This window comes from Streptomyces laurentii, from assembly GCF_040635425.1.
Classification (GTDB): domain Bacteria; phylum Actinomycetota; class Actinomycetes; order Streptomycetales; family Streptomycetaceae; genus Streptomyces; species Streptomyces laurentii.
Genome location: NZ_JBEYHT010000046.1, coordinates 52,137 through 68,146, shown reverse-complemented (window position 1 = coordinate 68,146; position 16,010 = coordinate 52,137). Strand labels below are relative to the sequence as shown.

The following is a 16,010-nucleotide window of genomic DNA, read 5'->3' as shown; positions in this document are numbered from 1 at the left end:
ATCCGCCGCTACCTCATCTGGCGGAACAAGCACGCCACCGACCAACGCCTACGCGAAGTCGTCACCAGGGCAAACGTTGCCTGATGCGGCACTAGATTGCGCACGACCCGCCCCGTCGGGCCGGGCGCGAGGCGAGGGAGTGCAGCATGTCGGCCCAGCAGAGCCCACCGGCGACGCCACAGGTGGCGATGACCCTCGCGGCCATCGCGGCGACCGCCGCCACGCCCCGCCCGTCGGGCGAGTCGGCCGCCGAGCAGTACGCCCGGATGATCCTCGGCATCACGCAGCAGCTCACCGTCCCCCTCCTCGCCACCCAGGGCGGCTGGACCCTGGCGTGGGCGGCACTGAGCGAGGACAACGCCAACATGGCGTATCTGGCCAAGACCAACGACCGCTTCAACCAGTTCGCCGTGGTGCTCCGCGGCACCGTCTCCAGCAGCGTGACCGACCTGCTCGAAGACCTCGACGTCGGTACGGTCGTCCCGTTCACCGCCGTCAGTACGCCGCCGAACCCGCCGCCCTGCGTCTCCAAGGGCGCGATGGAGGCGTTCACCCAGATCATGTCCATGAGCGCGCAGGGCGTCACGCTGCCGCGGGCCCTCGCCGCCGCGCTCGCCGCGGCGCCGCCGAATCCGACGGTCCTGGTGATCGGCCACAGCCTCGGCGGCTGCCTGGCCACCATGGTCGCCGCGTACCTCCAGACGCTCTCCTGGCCCGGTGGCGCGACCCCCTCCTTCGGCCTCTTCACCTTCGCCGCCCCCACGGCGGGCGGCCCGGACTTCGCGCGGCACGTCACGAAGGACCTGTCGTGGGTCGTCAACGAGCGCTACGTCAACTGCTACGACCTGGTGCCCCTGGCCTGGACGAGCATCGACACGGCGAAGGGCTGGTATCCGCACGGCGGCCCGGTGGCGGACGTCGACACCAAGGCCGTCCTCTCGGCGGTCGCGGGGCTTCCCGGCCCGAACACGTACGCCCAGCCCGGACCCGCCGTCCCGCTGAACCCGGACTACCAGACCAGGAACACGGCCGTGATGCGGAAGTCCCTCCAGGACTTCATGGCCCAGGCGGCCTACCAGCACTCCAACGACGTCTATCTCCGCCTGCTCGCCGCCCCCTCCCTCCTGGCGGGCCCCGTGGTCACCGGCATCAGCCCCGAGACCGGGCAGGCCGGCACCCGGGTCACCCTCACCGGAACCGGATTCAGCGGGGGCGTCGCGGTCGACTTTGGACCGTTCGCGTGCACGGACGGCGTCATCATCGTCGAGGACGACAGCACGATCCACGTCAACGCTCCGCTGGGCATCGGCGTGACCGACGTACGCGTCACCACCTGCCTCGGCACGTCCCCCGCCGTGCCCACCGCCCAGTTCGCGTACGGCGGGCCCGAGCCGGTCCGGGTCACGGGCATCAGTCCGGACCACGGAAGGAGCGGTACCCGGGTCACCGTCACCGGCGTCAACTTCACCGCCGACGCGAAGGTCTTCTTCGCCGCGGTGGAGGCCCCCGGCCCCCAGGTCACCCCGCCGGGCACGATCACCGTGGCCTCGCCGTCCGGGGTCACCGGCACCGGCAAGCCGTCGACCGTCGATGTCACCGTCCTGTCGAACGGCTACTCCTCGCCGTCGGGCCCCGCCGACGAGTACACCTACCCCGACCCCGCCTGACCCGTACGGGCGCCCCTACGAAGGAGGGGGGTGGGGCGCCGGCGGACCGGCCGGCGTTCCCACCCCCCGAAGTCCGACGGCGCGCTCAGCAGGACAGGTTGCCGCCCGCGTCCGTGCCCAGGACGCCGACGAACTTCTTGTAGAGGTTGATCCGGGAGTCGCGCTGGTCCGGGTTCTTCCCGTCGCACTCCAGCGCGCCGTTGATGCTGCGGATGGTCTCGCCGAAGCCCCGGTTGCCGGCCATGGCGTCGTGCGGGGTCATCCGCCCGGCCCCGCTCTGGGTGTTCCAGAACCAGAGCCCGGTCTTCCAGGAGACCGCCGCGTCCTTCTCCACCTTGTACGGGTCGTGCAGCAAGTCGATGCCGAGGGCATCGCCCGCGGCCTTGTAGTTGTAGTTCCAGCTCAGCTGGAGCGGCCCGCGCCCGTAATACGCGGCCTGACCGGCCGGGCAGCCGTACGACTGCGAACTGTCGCAGTAGTGCGGGTAGTTGGCGGTGTTCTGCTCGACGACGTACTTCAGTCCGCCCGTCTCGTGGCTGACGTTGGCGAGGAAGGCAGCCGCCTCGCGCTTCCTGGTCGCGGTGTCGCCGCTGTTGGCGAACTTGGGGTACGCGTTCAGGGCGTTGAGCAGCCCCTGGTACGTGTAGAAGGAGTTCCGGCCCGGGAACATCTGGTTGAACTGCGCCTCGCTGACCACGAACGACGCGGCGGAGGCCGGCGCCGTCTGGCCGGCCACGGCGAGGGTGCTGAGCACGGCGGCCGAGGCCGCCATCGACAGGACGCGGGCAAGCTTCATGGATCCTCGGATTCGCTTCGGCACGGGAGCGCCTCGGGAGTGCGACGCCGAGGGGATCCTGGTTGCCGATTCCGGGATTCATGTCGGATGAAGCGTCGAATCGTCCTTTCGGGCGGCATCTCCGTCAATGAACTGACGGTCATTCCGTAGTACGGGCTCCGCGCACGCCCTCTTTGAGCCCTACGAGCCGTCCGCGCTCCCCTCCACACCGTCCTCCCGCGGCGGGCTGTCGTCGTTACCGCGCCGCAGGACCCGGGTGCGGTGGCCAGGGGTCCAGACCTGGAAGACGATCTCCTCGCCCTCGACGCGGGTGCGCACCACCTCGGTCAGCTCGGCCCGGAAGAGGTGCAGCGGCACCGGCGCCCCGGACTCCCCCACGTACCAGACGACCTTCTCCGCGTCGACGATCTCGACCGCCCGCCCGGACACCCGGACGTCGCCGCCGCCCATGTCGGTCCCCTCCCCCGGGTTCGCGAGCAGCGAGAAACGCGGGTCGCGGCGGACGTCACGGGCCTTGAGCGAGTTCGCCATCATCCCGAGCCACAGTTCCCCGCCCCGGAAGTCGGCCTCGATGCCGCTGAGCCGGGGCGAACCGTCCGCCCGGAGGGTGGCGAGCGCGTGATGGACGTACGTGCCGAATCGCTCGCGCACGACGGCGGCGAGTCCGGGGTCGGCGGCCTCGAAGGCGGACCAGTTGGTTCCGGTGTCTCCCATGGGTCCAGGAGACACCGGAATCCCGACATCCTCCGTCGGGATTACGCAGCTCAGGTGACACCACCCCCGTGGGCGTCAGTGAGCTCCGGCCGACCGGACGCCGCTCGTGGCGCGGCCGCCGTGACGGTCGCGGCGCCCGGGACAGCCGCCGTCAGGGCCGTCCGGAGGGCGCGTTGAGTACGGCGATGCCCGTGGGGGTGGCGACGTGGGCGGTCGTACGGCGGTCCCGGTGGGTGTCGATCAGGCCGGCGTTGCGGAGGGTCGTGGCGTGCTCGCTGGCGCTGGCCTTGGCGATGCCGACGAGCACGGCGAGCTGCTGGGTCGAGCAGCCCGGGTGGCGGGCGATGGTGTGGAGCACGGCGGCCCGGGTGTGGCCCAGCATGGATCCGACGACGTCGACCGCGGGCGCTCCCGCCCGGCCGCCGTGGGCACGGTCGCCGGCCGGCGGGCGCGCGAACAGCGGTGTGGCCGCGCCTTCCTGGAGCCGGGCCACCGGGTAGGTGAGCACGGGTTGCGGCAGGGCGTCGAGGTCGACGACCGGGGCCTCGACGGCGAACACCGACGGCTGGAGCCGCATCCCCTGCCCCGCCAAGTGCACATCGGCGTCCAGGCCGGAGGCCATCAGGATCTCCAGGACGGGCGCCTGCCACCGGACCCGTCGCGGGTTGATGCGCGCGAGCAGGGTCTCGACGCCGCCGTTGAGCATCTGCCGGGACCGCACGGCGGCGTCGGCCGCCGCCATGGCCTGGACCTCCTGCCAGTGCGGGACGAGAGCGTGGCCGGCCACGGCCTCCAGGCTGTCGCACAACCGCCGCAGCAGAAGGGGGTCGTCGGGCAGGTGGTGGGCCCACGAGGGCAGGGGCTGGTGCCGGGCGGTCTCCTCCAGGCTGGCCCGGAGGCGGCCGCGGGGCGTGGAACGGATCTGTTCCAGCAGTTCGGCGGGCGTCGCGGCGTTCACGCCGCTCAGGAAGTCCGTGATCCGCCCCCGGCTGGGCATGAGCGCGAACACCAGGCGCGCGTCGGGCCGCAGCGCGGTCAGGGTGCGGTGGCGCCAGGCCCCGAGCCGTACCGCGTGCGTGCGTTCCTGCAAGTGCCGTGCGGCGGTGCTCAGTTCGATGCAGGGCGCGGGTCCGTCGGCGATGCGGGTCCGTGCGAGGTCCTCCACGGTGAAGTGAATGCGTAACGACATGACGTCACCGTCCCCCGAACCCCGACCGGCGGCCCGCGCCCGTGCCGGTACCGGTACCGCCGCGCTCCCGCGCTCTCCGTCCATCCTCGTCGAGAGCGGGCGGACGGGCCAGTAGATATCGGGCCCACGGCGGGAGGGACGCCGGCTCGGCGTGACGGGGGCCGGCGGGCGTGGTGAGTGCGGCGGGCGAGATGAGTGTGGCGGGCTGAGCGATTCGGAAGGCACGGTGTCGCTCTCGGCGCCCCCGGGGACCCCGGCCACTCGGCGGAGCAGCAGCCCAGGTGACGCCCTCCCTCGGGCCGACCGCACGGGTCGCTAGAACGGAGGCTCCAGCGCGTACCCGCTCTCGCCGGCCGGGACGGGCCGGGGTTCCGGCCGGGCGGCACGCCGTTCCGCCGCCGTGGGGTGGACGTCGACCGCCTCGCCCGCCCGCCCCTGCCGGACCAGGACTTCGAACAGCTCCCGGCGCGCCTCGACGGTGCCCAGCGCCCGGAGTTCGCCGGCGGCGTCGTCGAGACGGCCCGCCCGGGCCAGGAGGCCGGCCTTGACGATACGGGGGTCGGACCAGGGCTCCGGATCGGCCGCGGCCACGGCGATCGACTCGTCGACCCGTCCCAGGCCGGCGAGTGCCCAGGCCCGCCACCACTGCTGGAACTCCGCGTGATCCTGGTGGGCCACGACGCTGGGGTGATCCAGGAGGTAGAGCAGGTCCTCCGGGCGGTCGAAGAGCAAGAGCCGCACGACGAGCGGGTACAGAAGGTTGGAGCAGTCGTACCAGCTGAAGCCGGGTTCGGCCACGGCGATCGCGTCGTCCAGCCGGCCGTCGGTGAGCAGCGTCGAGGAAAGCCAGGCGCGGTATCCGACCCAGTCGTCGGCGGCGATCGCGTCACGCATCACGGCCTCGGCGTCTTCGGCCCGGCCGTGGGCGCGCAGGGCGCCGGCGTAGATGTCCAGGAGGTCGTGAGCGTTCTGCCCGGTGGCCAGTTGCCGCAACTGGTCGAGCCGCCCGTGACGTGCCAGGAGTCCGACGTAGTCGGTGAAGGCCTTCTGGGTGGAGCAGCGATGCGCGACTGTCTCCTCGCCGAGGATCCGGATCGCCTCGTCGGCTCGGCCGGCGCGCTCCAGCACTCGGGCCCGCAGCTCCCACACGTGCGAGAAGGGGTGGCCGCACTGTCCCTCGTCGCGGGCCTGGCGCACGCTGTCGGCGAGAGGGGCCATCAGCTCCAGCACCCGCTCGTCCCGGTCCTGCCCCTCGGTGATCTCCACCAGTACGGACAGGGTCCCCCCTCCTTCGAGGCCCGGAACGAGCGACTCGATCGCCTCGTCGACGCGTCCTGCCTTGACCAGCAGTCCGGCGAAGTCATCGCGGTCCTTCCAGGCGCTTCCGGCCTCGCCCGGGCGGACCAGGTCCAGGGCCTCCTCCGGCCGTCCCGCCTGGAGTAGGATCTCGGCCTTCGCCCACAGGGCGTCGCGCGAGCCGATCGCGACGAACGGCTCCATCACGTCCAGCGCCCGCCCGAACTCCCCCGCCCGGCACAGCTCCCGTACCGCGCCCTCGGCGCAGGGCCACTCACCGCGCTCCGCCGCCACCCGGACCACCAGGTCCAGGCGGCCGTGCTCCAGCAGCAAGTTCACGCTGCGCGTGGAGAGACCGTCGTCGTACTCGATAGCCTGCCAGCCGAGATCATCCACGTTCATGGACGCGAGCGTAGATGTCCGCACTGACACCGGCTCCTCCCGGGCGCGGGGCGGTCAGGAGCGGACGATGCCCTGGGAGCGGGCGGCGGCGAGCCAGGTGGGGAACTCGGCGACGAGCCGGTCGTACAGCTCCGCGTCCCCGACCCGGCGCGGGTCCTTCCCGGCGTGGAAGAAGCCGCAGTTGTCGACCGGCCGCTTCGCCGGCACCGCCAGCTCGTCCAGCTTGCGCAGGAACTCGAACTGCCGGCTGTCGGGGTCGCCGAAGCCCACGAACTGCCAGAACAGCGGCAACCGCGCCGCCTTGCAGACGTACCGTTCGGCGGCCGGCCTGCTGATCGGCCCGCCGTCGGTCTGGAAGACGACGAGCGCGGGCGCGTCCGTACCGCTGTCGAGGTAGTGGTCGATGACGGCGTCCATGGCCAGGTGGTAGCTGGTCTTGCCCATGTGGCCGAGCCCGGCCACGATGCGGTCGATGCGCCCCTCGTGGTCGTCGAGCGCGATCTCCGTCTCGGCGTCGATGTCGGTGGAGAAGAACACGACCGGCACCCGCCCGTCGTCGTCGAGATGCGCGGAGAGCCCGAGCACCCGGTCGGCGAAGGACTGCACGGTGCCGTCGGCGTAGTACGGGCGCATGGAACCGGAGTAGTCGAGGACGAGGTACACGGCGGCCCGCTGCCCCTCGATCCCGTGCCTGCGCAGCGAGTCCCCCGCCTTCTTGTACAGACTGACCAGCGCGGGCGCGCGCTCCTCGACCTTGCGCAGACTCAGGGCCACGACCGGGCCCTCCTCTCCCTCTCGCCTCCGGCTGCCGAGGGTACGGGACCGGCCACCGTGGCCGGATCTGCGGTACCTCCGCCGCTACGCGTGGCCGTCCTTGACGGACGTGACGAAGCGGGCGAACGCCGGGGCGGAGAAGTCGAGGTGGGGGCCGTCGGGACGCTTGGAGTCCCGGACGTGGGCGGTGGAGAGGTGGGAGGCGACTTCGACGCACTCACTGGTGGTACCGCTGTACGAGGATTTGAACCAACGCGGGGACTCGTTCATCGCGGATGTCCTTTCGGAGCATGTGCGGTACACGGATACACCCTGCGGCCGATGCTACCGACCCCTGGGCGTGCGCGATATGCCCAGGCAGCAGGCCCAACAGCCCTACAGAGCACCCCTGTTAATGTGATCGATATGACTAAACGGGGGTCCAGCCAGCAGGTATCCAACCATCCGGACGCCGGTGCGCAGCGCGCTCTGATCGCCGCCAATTTCATCAACAGGATCGGCAACGGCCTCTTCAACACCGCGTCCATCCTCTACTTCACGTTCGTGGTGCACCTGCCCGCCACGCAGGTCGGGCTGGGGCTGACGATCGCGGGCCTCATCGGGCTGGCGGCCGGCCTGCCGGCGGGGAATCTGGCGGACCGGATCGGGCCGCGCACGATCTGGCTGGTCGCCCTCGTCGTGCAGGCCGTCGCGATGACGGCGTTCATCTGGATCGACAGCTGGCTCGCGTTCACCCTGGTGGCCACCGTGGACCGGCTGGCCGCCACGGCGGGCGGCGCGGCGGGCGGCGGCCTCATCGCGCGTGCCAGTGGGGAGAGCCCGGCCGCCTTCCGGGCCAAGCTCCGTACGTACGTCAATCTCGGCGTCGTCATGGGCACCCTGGGCTCGGCCTTCGCCATCCAGATCGACACGCGCCCCGCCTACACCGCGCTGATCCTCGCCAACGCCGCCAGCTTCGCCCTCGCCGGGCTGATCGCGTTCATCGGCGTCCCGAACTACCGGCCGCTGCCCCGGCCCAAGGAACACCATCAGTGGGCCGTCCTCACCGACCGGCCGTACATGACCTTCGTCGCGCTCTGGAGCGTGATGAGTCTGCAGTACCAGACCGTCTCCCTGCTCCTGCCGCTCTGGCTCACCACCCAGACCGACGCGCCGCGTTGGATCGTGGTCGTGGTCTACGTGGTCAACAACGGGGTCTGTCTGCTCCTGCAGTACAAGCTCGGTTCCAGGGTGGAAACCACGCGGCAGGGCGGCAAGGCGCTCCGTCTCGCCGGGATCCTGTTCCTGGTCAGCTGCGTGTTGATGGCGCTGAGCGCCGAGGTTCCCATCTGGGCCGCGCTGGTTCTCACCGTCGTCGCCGTGACCATCCACAGCCTCGGAGAGGTGTGGGAGTCCTCGGGCGGCTACGCGCTCGGCTTCGGTCTCGCCCCCGACCATGCCCAGGGCCAGTACCAGGGCTTCCTCGGCATCGGCTTCAACGCCGGCCAGGCCCTCGCCCCGCTCGTCCTGACCGGTGCGGTCCTCACGCTTGGAATCCCTGGCTGGCTACTCCTCGGCGGTCTGTTCGCCGGCCTGGGCGCGGCGGGCCCGCCGGTGGCCGCGTGGGCCGAGCGCACCCGCCCCGGGAAGCCGGAGGAAGCACCTCTGCCGAAAGTCGGCGGCTGAGTCTCCTCGGCGCGGGTGCCCCGGGAGTGCGGACGGCCTCGGCCGCAGGCGTCAGCGGGTTCGGGTCGCCTCGGGGTCTGGCCCCCCACGGCCCGGCCCCGTCGCGGCCTCACTCCGGCCAGGGGTTGTTCCGGATGATCTCGACGAAGTCCTTCCGGCTGAACGACGGGGCGAAGTGGGCCAGAACATCGTCGTTCATGGTTCCGAAGGTGGTGTCGGGACGCTCGGCCATGCCCTCGTAGAAGGCCTTCAGGATGCGGTTCTTGAAGTCGGGGCGCGGGTGCGCGGCGACGACCTCGGCCCGCTGCTGTTCGGTGATCTCGGTGAGGTCGAGACCGAGGACGTCGGTCTCGACGCCGAGGGTCACCACGGCGACCTCCGGTGCCAGCCGGAGCGGGATCTCGGGGGTCGTGTGCAGTGCGATGGCCAGCCAGACGTCACGGGCCTCCTGCTCGCTGCGGCCGTGGTCGAGCAGGAAGCGGCGGGCCGCCTCGGCGCCGTCGACCTCGAAGCGCTGGTCCTTGGTGGCGTACGCCGGGGTGAGGCCGAGGTCGTGGAAGAGGCCGCCGACGTAGGCGAGCTCGGGGTCGACCTCGAGTCCGCGCGCGGCCCGGCCTGCCTGCCTTCAGCGAACCCCAGAGTTGACGTCCTCTCCGTCCTAGAGGGCGGAGATTCCCGCCTGCCTGCCGGTGGTCTCCGGCTGGGGCTTCGGGTGGGTTCCTGTTTCTTCGCGCTGTGCCGGGACGAGTCCCGGTCTTACCCGCGCTCCGCAGGCTGACACTGCCAGTCCGGCAGCCTTGGCGACGTTGACCGCCGCGTTGATATCCCGGTCCAGGACCGCCCCGCACGCGCCACACGCCCACACACGCACATGCAGGGGTTTGGGGCCGTCCTTCACGCCGCACTGGGAGCACACCTGGGACGTGGGCTCGAAGCGGCCGATGCGCAGGAAGGTACGCCCGTGCCGGGCGGCCTTGTACTCCAGCATCGCGAGGAACGCCGACCATCCGGCGTCGTGCACGGATTTCGCCATGCGAGTGCGGGCAAGTCCCCTGACCGCCAGGTCCTCCACTGCCACCGCTTGGTTCTCGCGGATGATCTTCGTGGAAAGCTGGTGGTGGAACTCGCGGCGCGCATCAGCGACGCGGGCGTGTGCCCGTGCGACACGGACCCTGGCCTTGTTCCTGTTCTTGCTGCCCTTTTCCTTGCGGGACAGGTCCCGCTGCGCCTTCTTCAGCTTCTTCTCGGCCCGCCGCAAAAAGCGGGGACTGTCGATCTTCGCGCCGTCCGACAGGACCGCGAAGTGCGTGAGGCCGAGGTCGATACCGACGACCGGCGTCACCTCAGGGAGCGTCTCGTCCGTGCTGGTCTCGACCACGAACGAGGCGAAGTACCGGCCCGCGGCATCCTTGACCACACTGACCGTGGACGGAACCGACGGCAGACAGCGCGACCACTTGACCCGCACATCACCGATCTTCGGAAGCCGCAGCTTCCCGCCGCCGGTGATCCGCCATCCGGCGTTGGCGGTGAACCGGATCGTGTGACGGTTGTCCTTCCGGGACTTGAACCGGGGTGCGCCCATTCGCGGGCGCTTGCCCTTCAAGGAGTCGAAGAAGTTCCTGTACGCGGCATCCAGGTCCCGAAGAGACTGCTGGAGGACCACCGACGACACCTCCGCGAGCCACGCCCGCTCAGGAGTCTTCTTCAAGGCCGTCAGATGTTTCGACAACTCCCCCGAGGTGACGAACGGCAACCCGGCGACACGAGCGGACTCGCGGACACGCAACGCGTCGTTGAAGACAACCCGAGCACACCCGAACGCCTTGGCCAGCGCCGAACGCTGACCAGCACTCGGATACAGGCGGAAGCTGTACCGAAGCTGCACACCGACCACCCTACCCTTTAGGCCCATACCACCACGATGGAAACCGAATCCCGACATACGCACCGGGCGCCACGTCGTCCACCATCTACACGCCCACTTGGCCTTCGTCACCAGGTACCGGCACAACGCCGTGACAAACGACATGCTGACCCGCCACGACAAACACGGAGCACACTCCAGCACCCCACTCCACCAAGCCAAGGAAGCGCTCCACCCCCGCCCGCGAGGACGGAACACCGCGCAAGATCAGAGGTAGATCCAGCCGACCGCGTAGCTGAATGAGGCGAGCAGGGCCATCGCGGTGCCGGTGACGTCGAGGCCGGAGAAGCCCTGCCAGGCGCCGAGCACGGTCAGTACGCCGATGAAGCCGATGCCCAGACCCGCCGCGCGTACCCGGGTCGGGCGGTCCTCGGACAGGGCGACGAGCGAGAGGAGCATGCCCCACAGCGGGGTGGTGGCGTTGCAGATACTCGCGAGCGTCGAGGGGATCGTCAGCTCCGCGTACGCGAAGAGGGAGAACGGCAGTGCGTTGAGCAGGATGGCCGCCACGGCCAGATGGCCCCAGACGCGCGCGCCGCGCGGCAGCCGGTCGCCCTTGACGGCCACGGCGACGGCCAGCACCGCCGTACCGAACACGAGCCGGGCGAAGGTCACCTGGAACGGGGCGAAGCCGTCCGTGGCGACTTTGATCAAGAGGAAGCTGAATCCCCAGATCAGGGCGAGGGCACCGAAGCGGATGCGCCAGTCGACGCGCGGGTGACGTGGGGGGGGGGGGAGGGAGTGCGTGGGGGTGGAACTGCTCATTCCCTCAGCGTCACCGAATCAACCTTATAGAACAAGTGAGAACTTCTCCCTCATATGTCTTAGTATTGCTTATATGTTGAATCTGGAGCGTCTGCGGACCCTGGACGCGGTCGCGCGGCACGGTTCGGTGAGCGGCGCCGCCGACGGCCTGCACGTCACGACCTCGGCCGTGTCCCAGCAGCTCGCCAAGCTGGAGCGTGAGATCGGCCAGCAACTGCTCGCCAAGAACGGCCGAGGGGTCCGGCTCACCGATGCCGGGCTGCTGCTCGCCGAGCACGCCTCCCGCATCCTCTCCCAGGTGGAGCTCGCCCAGGCCGACATAGAGGCCCAGCGCGGCCAGGTGGTCGGCGAGGTACGGATCGCCGCCTTCCCGACGGCCATGCGCGGACTCTTCCCGTCCGCGATCCGCGCCCTGCGCGCCGCTCACCCCGACCTGCGCGTGCACACCACGGAGCTGGAACCCGAGCCCGGGATCCGCGAAGTACTGCGCGGCGACTGCGACCTGTCGGTCGTCCTCGACTGGAACAACAAGCGGGCGCCCGTCCCCGCCGGCCTCGAACGGGCCCATCTCCTCGACGACGCCGCCGACTTGGCCCTTCCCGCCGACCACCCGCTCGCCGGCCGCGAGGTCGTCGACCTGGAGGACTTCGCCGAGGATGAATGGGTCTCCTGGCCACGCGGCGAGTTCTGCCACGAATGGCTGATGTTCACCCTGCGCGCCAAGGGCATCGAGCCCCGCATCGCCCATGTCGCCGCCGACCACCACACCCAGCTCGCCCTGGTCGCCGCCGGACTCGGCGTCTGCGTCGCACCCCGCCTCGGCCGGCTGCCGATGGACGACGACGTCGCCTTCGTCCCCGTACGACAGCCGGTCAGCCGGCACATCTACGCCACCTGGCGCACCGACGCCGGACGCCGACCCTCCATCCGCGCCGTCGTCGACGCCCTGCGGGCGGCCGGCACACCACCGACCGACTGAATCGCGCGTACGAAAAGGCCCTGCTCCGCCCCGAACCAGGGGCGGAGCAGGGCTTCTTACGGTCACACGCCGAGCCGGCCGCCCTTGACACCGGCGACGAACGACGAGAACGCGGAGGCGGAGACGCTGAACGAGGGCCCGTCGGAGACCTTGGAGTCACGGACGGGGACGGTGCCGTGCGAGGCGACGAGGTTGATGGCGACCTCGACGCAGTTGCTGGTGGTGCCACTGTAGGAGGACTTGAACCATCGAGGGGATGCGGTCGTCACTGGGTGCCCTTTCGTACCTGCTCGATCATGGCCACGGAGCCGGCCTGCGAGAGGCATTCGGCCTGAAGCTGATGGTAGGCCGTCAGGACAGGCATGACAGAAGCGGTTTCGCGGTCGACGAAGCCTTGGGCGTGGGATTCCGTGTACGACACCATGGTCCGGTCCTTGAGCGTCAGATGGTTGACCGGAAGGTCGAACGACCGTCGCTCGCCCAGCTCGTAGGGCGCTATCTGCAGCATGCTGTTGGACAGCTCGGCGAACTCGATCAAACTGCGCAACTGCGCTTCCATGACCGCTGGGCCACCGACGGGGCGACGGATGCAGCTCTCGTCCATCACCACGAGCAGCATGGGCGGACGCTCCTGCTTCAGCCGCTCCTGCCTCTCGGCGAGGAACGCCAGGCCCTCCTCCGCCTGCTCCCGAGTGAGGGAGCCCCGCTGCACACGCCCCCTGGCCACTGCCTGCGCGTATTCCGGAGTCTGCAACAACCCCGGAATGACGCCGATCTCGAACAGCCGGATCTCGACCGCGCGCGCCTCGTAGGCCACGTACTCCGGGAAGCCCTCCAGCAGGATCCCGTGCCGTGTCTCGTGATACGCCCGCACGAACGAATCGACGGTGTTCGTGGTGCCGCAGACCTGATCCGCTTTCCGCGCGAAGGGCAGGGTCGGAGGCTTGCGAGCAGTTTCGACGGCGGAGATGTGCTGACTGGAGCACCCGATCCGGTCGGACAGATCCTCCTGCCGCCAGCCCAGGCCCTCCCGCACTCTGCGCAGTTGTGCACCGAAGGCGGCCCGGGGACTGCTCTCCGGCTGCAACTCCTTGAGATTGACCACAACTCACCCTTCGGCTGTCGCTAGTTGAAGGTCTCTCGACTGTAGGCCACTCTGGCGACGCCTCGTAGTGGATTCGCTACAGAAAGGAGCGGGTGATGTCCGAACGCATCGCTCCCTCACGCCCGCAGCCTGCGCCGATGCCCGCGATCGGGTCGTACATGGTCGACACGCGCGTGGCGACAACTCGCCCCGGCCGGGTGATGGCCCACGAAGACGACCTCGTCTACCTCCGCCCTGTGGGCGGCGGCAAGGAATGGACCGCGCGAGCCGAGGACCTCCGCCCGCCGACCGACAACGAGTGCGACAGCATCCGCACCCTCACCACCCCCGTCTACCCGCCGGGAAAACCGTGACCATCACGACCACCACCGACCTCGCCACCGACCACGGACTCCGCCACCACCCCGCCCCGGCCCCCGGCTGCACGGTCTGCGCACTGCTCGTCGCCTGGTTCCGGCACTACACCGCCACCGGCCCGCGGCACGACGCGTCCGCCGCCGTGGACTGCGCGGTGGAGATCCGCAACCACCCCCACGATCCACCGAAGATGACGCTCAAGCGCCGCTCTCCCCCGCCGGCGACCGTCTGATGTGGCGCACGGCCGTCACCGTCATCGGCGCTTCCGCCTGGATCGCCACCCTCGCCGCCCTCGTCACGCGGCTCTAGAGAGCTCCCGCTCCGCCCGGCTCTCCACCCCGGGCGGAGCGGGGCCGGCCGGCTTCGGAAGAGGCCCGCCCGTTCCCTGTCCTTGTCGGCCTGGTCGTCGTCCGCGCCGCCATTCTTCGAACGCGTGGGAGGCAGGCAGGGTGTGCCACGCTTCGCGCGGCACACCCACCGTGGGGTTACTCGGGCTGGGTGACCGTCAGAGACCAGCGGATGCCGTCGCTGGAGGCATCGACCCCCACGGCGAAGGACCCGGGCTTCACCACGCCCGGGTCCATCGTCACCGAACCCACTCCCGCATCGCCCACGGGACAGTCGACGGTGAACGCCGCAACCTGTGTCTGCTGCGCCATCGTCACGTCTATGCTGCCGCCCCCTTCGCAGGCAGCGGTCAGCACGGTCGGCAGCCCCTCCCAGGCCCCGCCCGACACGAGACCACCGTCCCCGGTCATCTCCTCCACCCACACCAGGCCGTCCGGCCCAGGGTGAGGGAGAAGCCCCCCGGTCGCCGCCGCGGCGGCGGGTACCACACTGACGGCAGTCATCGCGCAGGCCGCCAGCAGAGCCACGGCCATGGTCTTCCTCACGCGCATCATGTGCTCCTCGGTCAACTGGACATGGACCGGCAGTATCGCGAGGGGCGGGCATCGTGGTCATGAGTACGCGTACTCAGCGCACAGGAGTGGCCGGAAGAGCGCGTCCGGCACCGCGCACTACCGCGCCGCGTCGCGTTCGGCCTGGCTGCGCTCGACGCAGAACTCGTTGCCCTCGGGGTCCGCGAGGACGGCCCAGCCCGTGCCGTCCGGGCGGCGGCGGTCGTCGACGAGGGTGGCGCCAAGGGCGAGGACGCGTGCGACCTCCTCGTCGCGCGTACGGTCCTGGGGGCTGAGATCCAGGTGGACGCGGTTCTTCACCGACTTGCCCTCCGGGACCTGGATGAAGAGGAGGCCGGCCCCCGGCGAGTCGACCAGGGCCTCGGGGTCGCCCGGCTTGTCGTCGTCGGAGACCTGGGAGTCGAGGACCTCGGCCCAGAAGGAGGCCAGGGCGTAGGCGTCGGAACAGTCGATGGTCACGTGGCGCACGAGAGAAGACATGCGGCCACTATCGCCCGACCAGAAGGGGCCCGGCCAGGGATTATCGGCCGCCGCCAGACCTGCCGTCCGGCCTGCCGAAGGCCCGAGGTGTCGGGTCCGCCGCGCTCGCGACGGACCCGACGCCTCGACCGTCGCAGCCGTTACCACCGGCCCGCCGGCCCGGCGGACGTCACTTCACCACGACGTAGTCCCCGGCCGACGTCGACGGCCCGGTGGTGTCGTTGCCGCCGTACACCCAGCGCCACGTGCCCGACTTGGTCGCCCTCACGGTCGTCTTGAGATCACCCTTGCTGTTCGAGTACACCGTCTTCACCCACGTGTAGGAGGTGGCTCCGGCAGGCTTGAACTGCAGGCTCAGCTTGCGGCCTGCGTAGGAGTCGTACTTCCTGGTCTCCCAGTTGGCCCGCGTGACCTTTCCGGTCACGGTGAGGGTGCCGCCCTTGGCCACCGGCTCGGGTGAGGCGTTCACGGTCAGCCAGGAGTTGCGCTTGACGTAGACCGTCAGATCCTTGTTGTCGATGTCACGGCCGTCGCCGTTGAAGCGCACCTCGGCCGCGATCTTCCAGGCCCCGGCCTCGCTGTTGCGCATACTCCACACGCTCGGGTTGAAGTACATCGTCTCGTCGACGTCGCAGACGTTCGAGTTCACCCTGATGCAGTCGGTCGTCTCGATGGCGTGCGACAGCCGATCACCCTTGTACCGCTCCGCATCGCCGCGGTACAGGTACACCTCGGACCACCTCCACGTGCGCGTGGTCGTCAACCGGAAGGACGTGGGCACCGCGACCTCCTTCGTCGTCCCGATCACGATCGGCTTGCCGCCGTTCACCTTGATACTGGTGAACGCGGCCCCACCCTCGGGCGCCGTGGCCGCCCCGGCCGGCAGCGCGGCCACGCCCGTCAGCACCGCTGCCGCGGCACCGGCCATGACGACGCTCCAGACCTGCTTCCCCACCTGATCCCCAATCTCCGTA

The 16,010-nt window shown here is 70.2% G+C and carries 17 protein-coding genes and 4 pseudogenes; 7 read left to right on the top strand and 14 right to left on the bottom strand.

The features are described 5' to 3' along the window. Together ABZ693_RS25440 and ABZ693_RS25435 are read left to right on the top strand one after the other, a co-directional pair. Nucleotides 1-84: pseudogene (locus ABZ693_RS25440) on the top strand (transposase); the annotation flags it as partial. A gap of 62 nt (nucleotides 85-146) precedes the next feature. Then, nucleotides 147-1,667: a lipase family protein gene (locus ABZ693_RS25435; protein WP_359881468.1), complete on the top strand. Its 1,521-nt coding sequence runs from the start codon at nucleotides 147-149 to the stop codon at nucleotides 1,665-1,667. Nucleotides 1,668-1,752: 85 nt separating this feature from the next. On the opposite strand, the gene ABZ693_RS25430 is transcribed toward ABZ693_RS25435, so the two are convergent. The 6 genes from ABZ693_RS25430 to ABZ693_RS25405 all read right to left on the bottom strand — a co-directional run bounded on the left by ABZ693_RS25430 (nucleotide 1,753) and on the right by ABZ693_RS25405 (nucleotide 7,108). Further along, nucleotides 1,753-2,463: a chitinase gene (locus tag ABZ693_RS25430; protein WP_359881466.1), complete on the bottom strand. Its 711-nt coding sequence runs from the start codon at nucleotides 2,461-2,463 to the stop codon at nucleotides 1,753-1,755. Nucleotides 2,464-2,643: 180 nt separating this feature from the next. Then, nucleotides 2,644-3,177, bottom strand: a complete 534-nt coding sequence (locus ABZ693_RS25425) for a pyridoxamine 5'-phosphate oxidase family protein (protein WP_359881463.1) — start codon at nucleotides 3,175-3,177, stop codon at nucleotides 2,644-2,646. A 151-nt stretch (nucleotides 3,178-3,328) separates the two neighbouring features. Then, the gene (locus ABZ693_RS25420; protein WP_359881460.1) at nucleotides 3,329-4,366 is read right to left on the bottom strand and encodes an ArsR/SmtB family transcription factor; all 1,038 of its coding nucleotides are present in this window, start codon (nucleotides 4,364-4,366) and stop codon (nucleotides 3,329-3,331) included. Nucleotides 4,367-4,681: 315 nt separating this feature from the next. After that, nucleotides 4,682-6,064: a tetratricopeptide repeat protein gene (locus tag ABZ693_RS25415; RefSeq protein ID WP_359881457.1), complete on the bottom strand. Its 1,383-nt coding sequence runs from the start codon at nucleotides 6,062-6,064 to the stop codon at nucleotides 4,682-4,684. A 54-nt stretch (nucleotides 6,065-6,118) separates the two neighbouring features. After that, complete coding sequence (locus ABZ693_RS25410; RefSeq protein ID WP_359881454.1) at nucleotides 6,119-6,838, bottom strand: vWA domain-containing protein; 720 nt, start codon at nucleotides 6,836-6,838, stop codon at nucleotides 6,119-6,121. 84 nt (nucleotides 6,839-6,922) lie between these two features. Beyond that, nucleotides 6,923-7,108: a DUF397 domain-containing protein gene (locus ABZ693_RS25405; protein ID WP_359881452.1), complete on the bottom strand. Its 186-nt coding sequence runs from the start codon at nucleotides 7,106-7,108 to the stop codon at nucleotides 6,923-6,925. 135 nt (nucleotides 7,109-7,243) lie between these two features. Here ABZ693_RS25405 and ABZ693_RS25400 point away from each other — a divergent pair, with 135 nt between their 5' ends. After that, on the top strand, nucleotides 7,244-8,503 hold the full coding sequence (locus ABZ693_RS25400) for an MFS transporter (protein ID WP_359881450.1): 1,260 nt from the start codon (nucleotides 7,244-7,246) through the stop codon (nucleotides 8,501-8,503). Between the two features lie 109 nt (nucleotides 8,504-8,612). On the opposite strand, the pseudogene ABZ693_RS25395 reads toward ABZ693_RS25400, so the two are convergent. Beyond that, nucleotides 8,613-9,107, bottom strand: a pseudogene (locus tag ABZ693_RS25395) (HD domain-containing protein); the annotation flags it as partial. A gap of 54 nt (nucleotides 9,108-9,161) precedes the next feature. Continuing rightward, nucleotides 9,162-10,391, bottom strand: coding sequence for an RNA-guided endonuclease InsQ/TnpB family protein (locus tag ABZ693_RS25390; RefSeq protein ID WP_359881447.1), 1,230 nt, complete (start codon nucleotides 10,389-10,391; stop codon nucleotides 9,162-9,164). Between the two features lie 25 nt (nucleotides 10,392-10,416). Between ABZ693_RS25390 and ABZ693_RS36180 the strand changes: the two are divergent. Then, nucleotides 10,417-10,545 (top strand): annotated as a pseudogene (locus ABZ693_RS36180) (IS200/IS605 family transposase); the annotation flags it as partial. 95 nt (nucleotides 10,546-10,640) lie between these two features. On the opposite strand, the pseudogene ABZ693_RS25385 reads toward ABZ693_RS36180, so the two are convergent. After that, nucleotides 10,641-11,195: pseudogene (locus ABZ693_RS25385) on the bottom strand (DMT family transporter); the annotation flags it as partial. 73 nt (nucleotides 11,196-11,268) lie between these two features. Here ABZ693_RS25385 and ABZ693_RS25380 point away from each other — a divergent pair. Further along, nucleotides 11,269-12,174, top strand: coding sequence for a LysR family transcriptional regulator (locus ABZ693_RS25380; RefSeq protein WP_359881444.1), 906 nt, complete (start codon nucleotides 11,269-11,271; stop codon nucleotides 12,172-12,174). A 62-nt stretch (nucleotides 12,175-12,236) separates the two neighbouring features. Here ABZ693_RS25380 and ABZ693_RS25375 read toward each other — a convergent pair whose 3' ends face one another. Both ABZ693_RS25375 and ABZ693_RS25370 read right to left on the bottom strand, forming a co-directional pair. Beyond that, nucleotides 12,237-12,443, bottom strand: a complete 207-nt coding sequence (locus ABZ693_RS25375) for a DUF397 domain-containing protein (protein WP_359881441.1) — start codon at nucleotides 12,441-12,443, stop codon at nucleotides 12,237-12,239. After that, on the bottom strand, nucleotides 12,440-13,279 hold the full coding sequence (locus ABZ693_RS25370; RefSeq protein WP_359881438.1) for a helix-turn-helix domain-containing protein: 840 nt from the start codon (nucleotides 13,277-13,279) through the stop codon (nucleotides 12,440-12,442). Before ABZ693_RS25370 ends, ABZ693_RS25375 begins: the two co-directional genes overlap by 4 nt. A 95-nt stretch (nucleotides 13,280-13,374) precedes the next feature. Between ABZ693_RS25370 and ABZ693_RS25365 the strand changes: the two genes are divergently transcribed. Continuing rightward, nucleotides 13,375-13,632: a hypothetical protein gene (locus ABZ693_RS25365; protein WP_359881435.1), complete on the top strand. Its 258-nt coding sequence runs from the start codon at nucleotides 13,375-13,377 to the stop codon at nucleotides 13,630-13,632. Beyond that, on the top strand, nucleotides 13,629-13,868 hold the full coding sequence (locus tag ABZ693_RS25360; protein WP_359881432.1) for a hypothetical protein: 240 nt from the start codon (nucleotides 13,629-13,631) through the stop codon (nucleotides 13,866-13,868). Before ABZ693_RS25365 ends, ABZ693_RS25360 begins: the two co-directional genes overlap by 4 nt. A 253-nt stretch (nucleotides 13,869-14,121) precedes the next feature. Here ABZ693_RS25360 and ABZ693_RS25355 read toward each other — a convergent pair whose 3' ends face one another. The 3 genes from ABZ693_RS25355 to ABZ693_RS25345 all read right to left on the bottom strand — a co-directional run bounded on the left by ABZ693_RS25355 (nucleotide 14,122) and on the right by ABZ693_RS25345 (nucleotide 15,991). Continuing rightward, nucleotides 14,122-14,553 (bottom strand): hypothetical protein, encoded by a 432-nt coding sequence (locus tag ABZ693_RS25355; protein ID WP_359881429.1) that lies wholly within the window; start codon nucleotides 14,551-14,553, stop codon nucleotides 14,122-14,124. Between the two features lie 102 nt (nucleotides 14,554-14,655). After that, nucleotides 14,656-15,036: a VOC family protein gene (locus tag ABZ693_RS25350; RefSeq protein ID WP_359881427.1), complete on the bottom strand. Its 381-nt coding sequence runs from the start codon at nucleotides 15,034-15,036 to the stop codon at nucleotides 14,656-14,658. Between the two features lie 169 nt (nucleotides 15,037-15,205). After that, on the bottom strand, nucleotides 15,206-15,991 hold the full coding sequence (locus tag ABZ693_RS25345) for a hypothetical protein (RefSeq protein ID WP_359881425.1): 786 nt from the start codon (nucleotides 15,989-15,991) through the stop codon (nucleotides 15,206-15,208). Nucleotides 15,992-16,010 lie beyond the last annotated feature (19 nt).

Coding starts and splice junctions, on each gene's coding strand:
- ABZ693_RS25415 (WP_359881457.1), bottom strand. CDS start 6,064: ATGAACGTGGATGATCTCGGCTGGCAGGCTATCGAGTACGACGACGGT.
- ABZ693_RS25435 (WP_359881468.1), top strand. CDS start 147: ATGTCGGCCCAGCAGAGCCCACCGGCGACGCCACAGGTGGCGATGACC.
- ABZ693_RS25400 (WP_359881450.1), top strand. CDS start 7,244: ATGACTAAACGGGGGTCCAGCCAGCAGGTATCCAACCATCCGGACGCC.
- ABZ693_RS25430 (WP_359881466.1), bottom strand. CDS start 2,463: ATGAAGCTTGCCCGCGTCCTGTCGATGGCGGCCTCGGCCGCCGTGCTC.
- ABZ693_RS25380 (WP_359881444.1), top strand. CDS start 11,269: ATGTTGAATCTGGAGCGTCTGCGGACCCTGGACGCGGTCGCGCGGCAC.
- ABZ693_RS25365 (WP_359881435.1), top strand. CDS start 13,375: ATGTCCGAACGCATCGCTCCCTCACGCCCGCAGCCTGCGCCGATGCCC.
- ABZ693_RS25405 (WP_359881452.1), bottom strand. CDS start 7,108: ATGAACGAGTCCCCGCGTTGGTTCAAATCCTCGTACAGCGGTACCACC.
- ABZ693_RS25425 (WP_359881463.1), bottom strand. CDS start 3,177: ATGGGAGACACCGGAACCAACTGGTCCGCCTTCGAGGCCGCCGACCCC.
- ABZ693_RS25420 (WP_359881460.1), bottom strand. CDS start 4,366: ATGTCGTTACGCATTCACTTCACCGTGGAGGACCTCGCACGGACCCGC.
- ABZ693_RS25350 (WP_359881427.1), bottom strand. CDS start 15,036: ATGTCTTCTCTCGTGCGCCACGTGACCATCGACTGTTCCGACGCCTAC.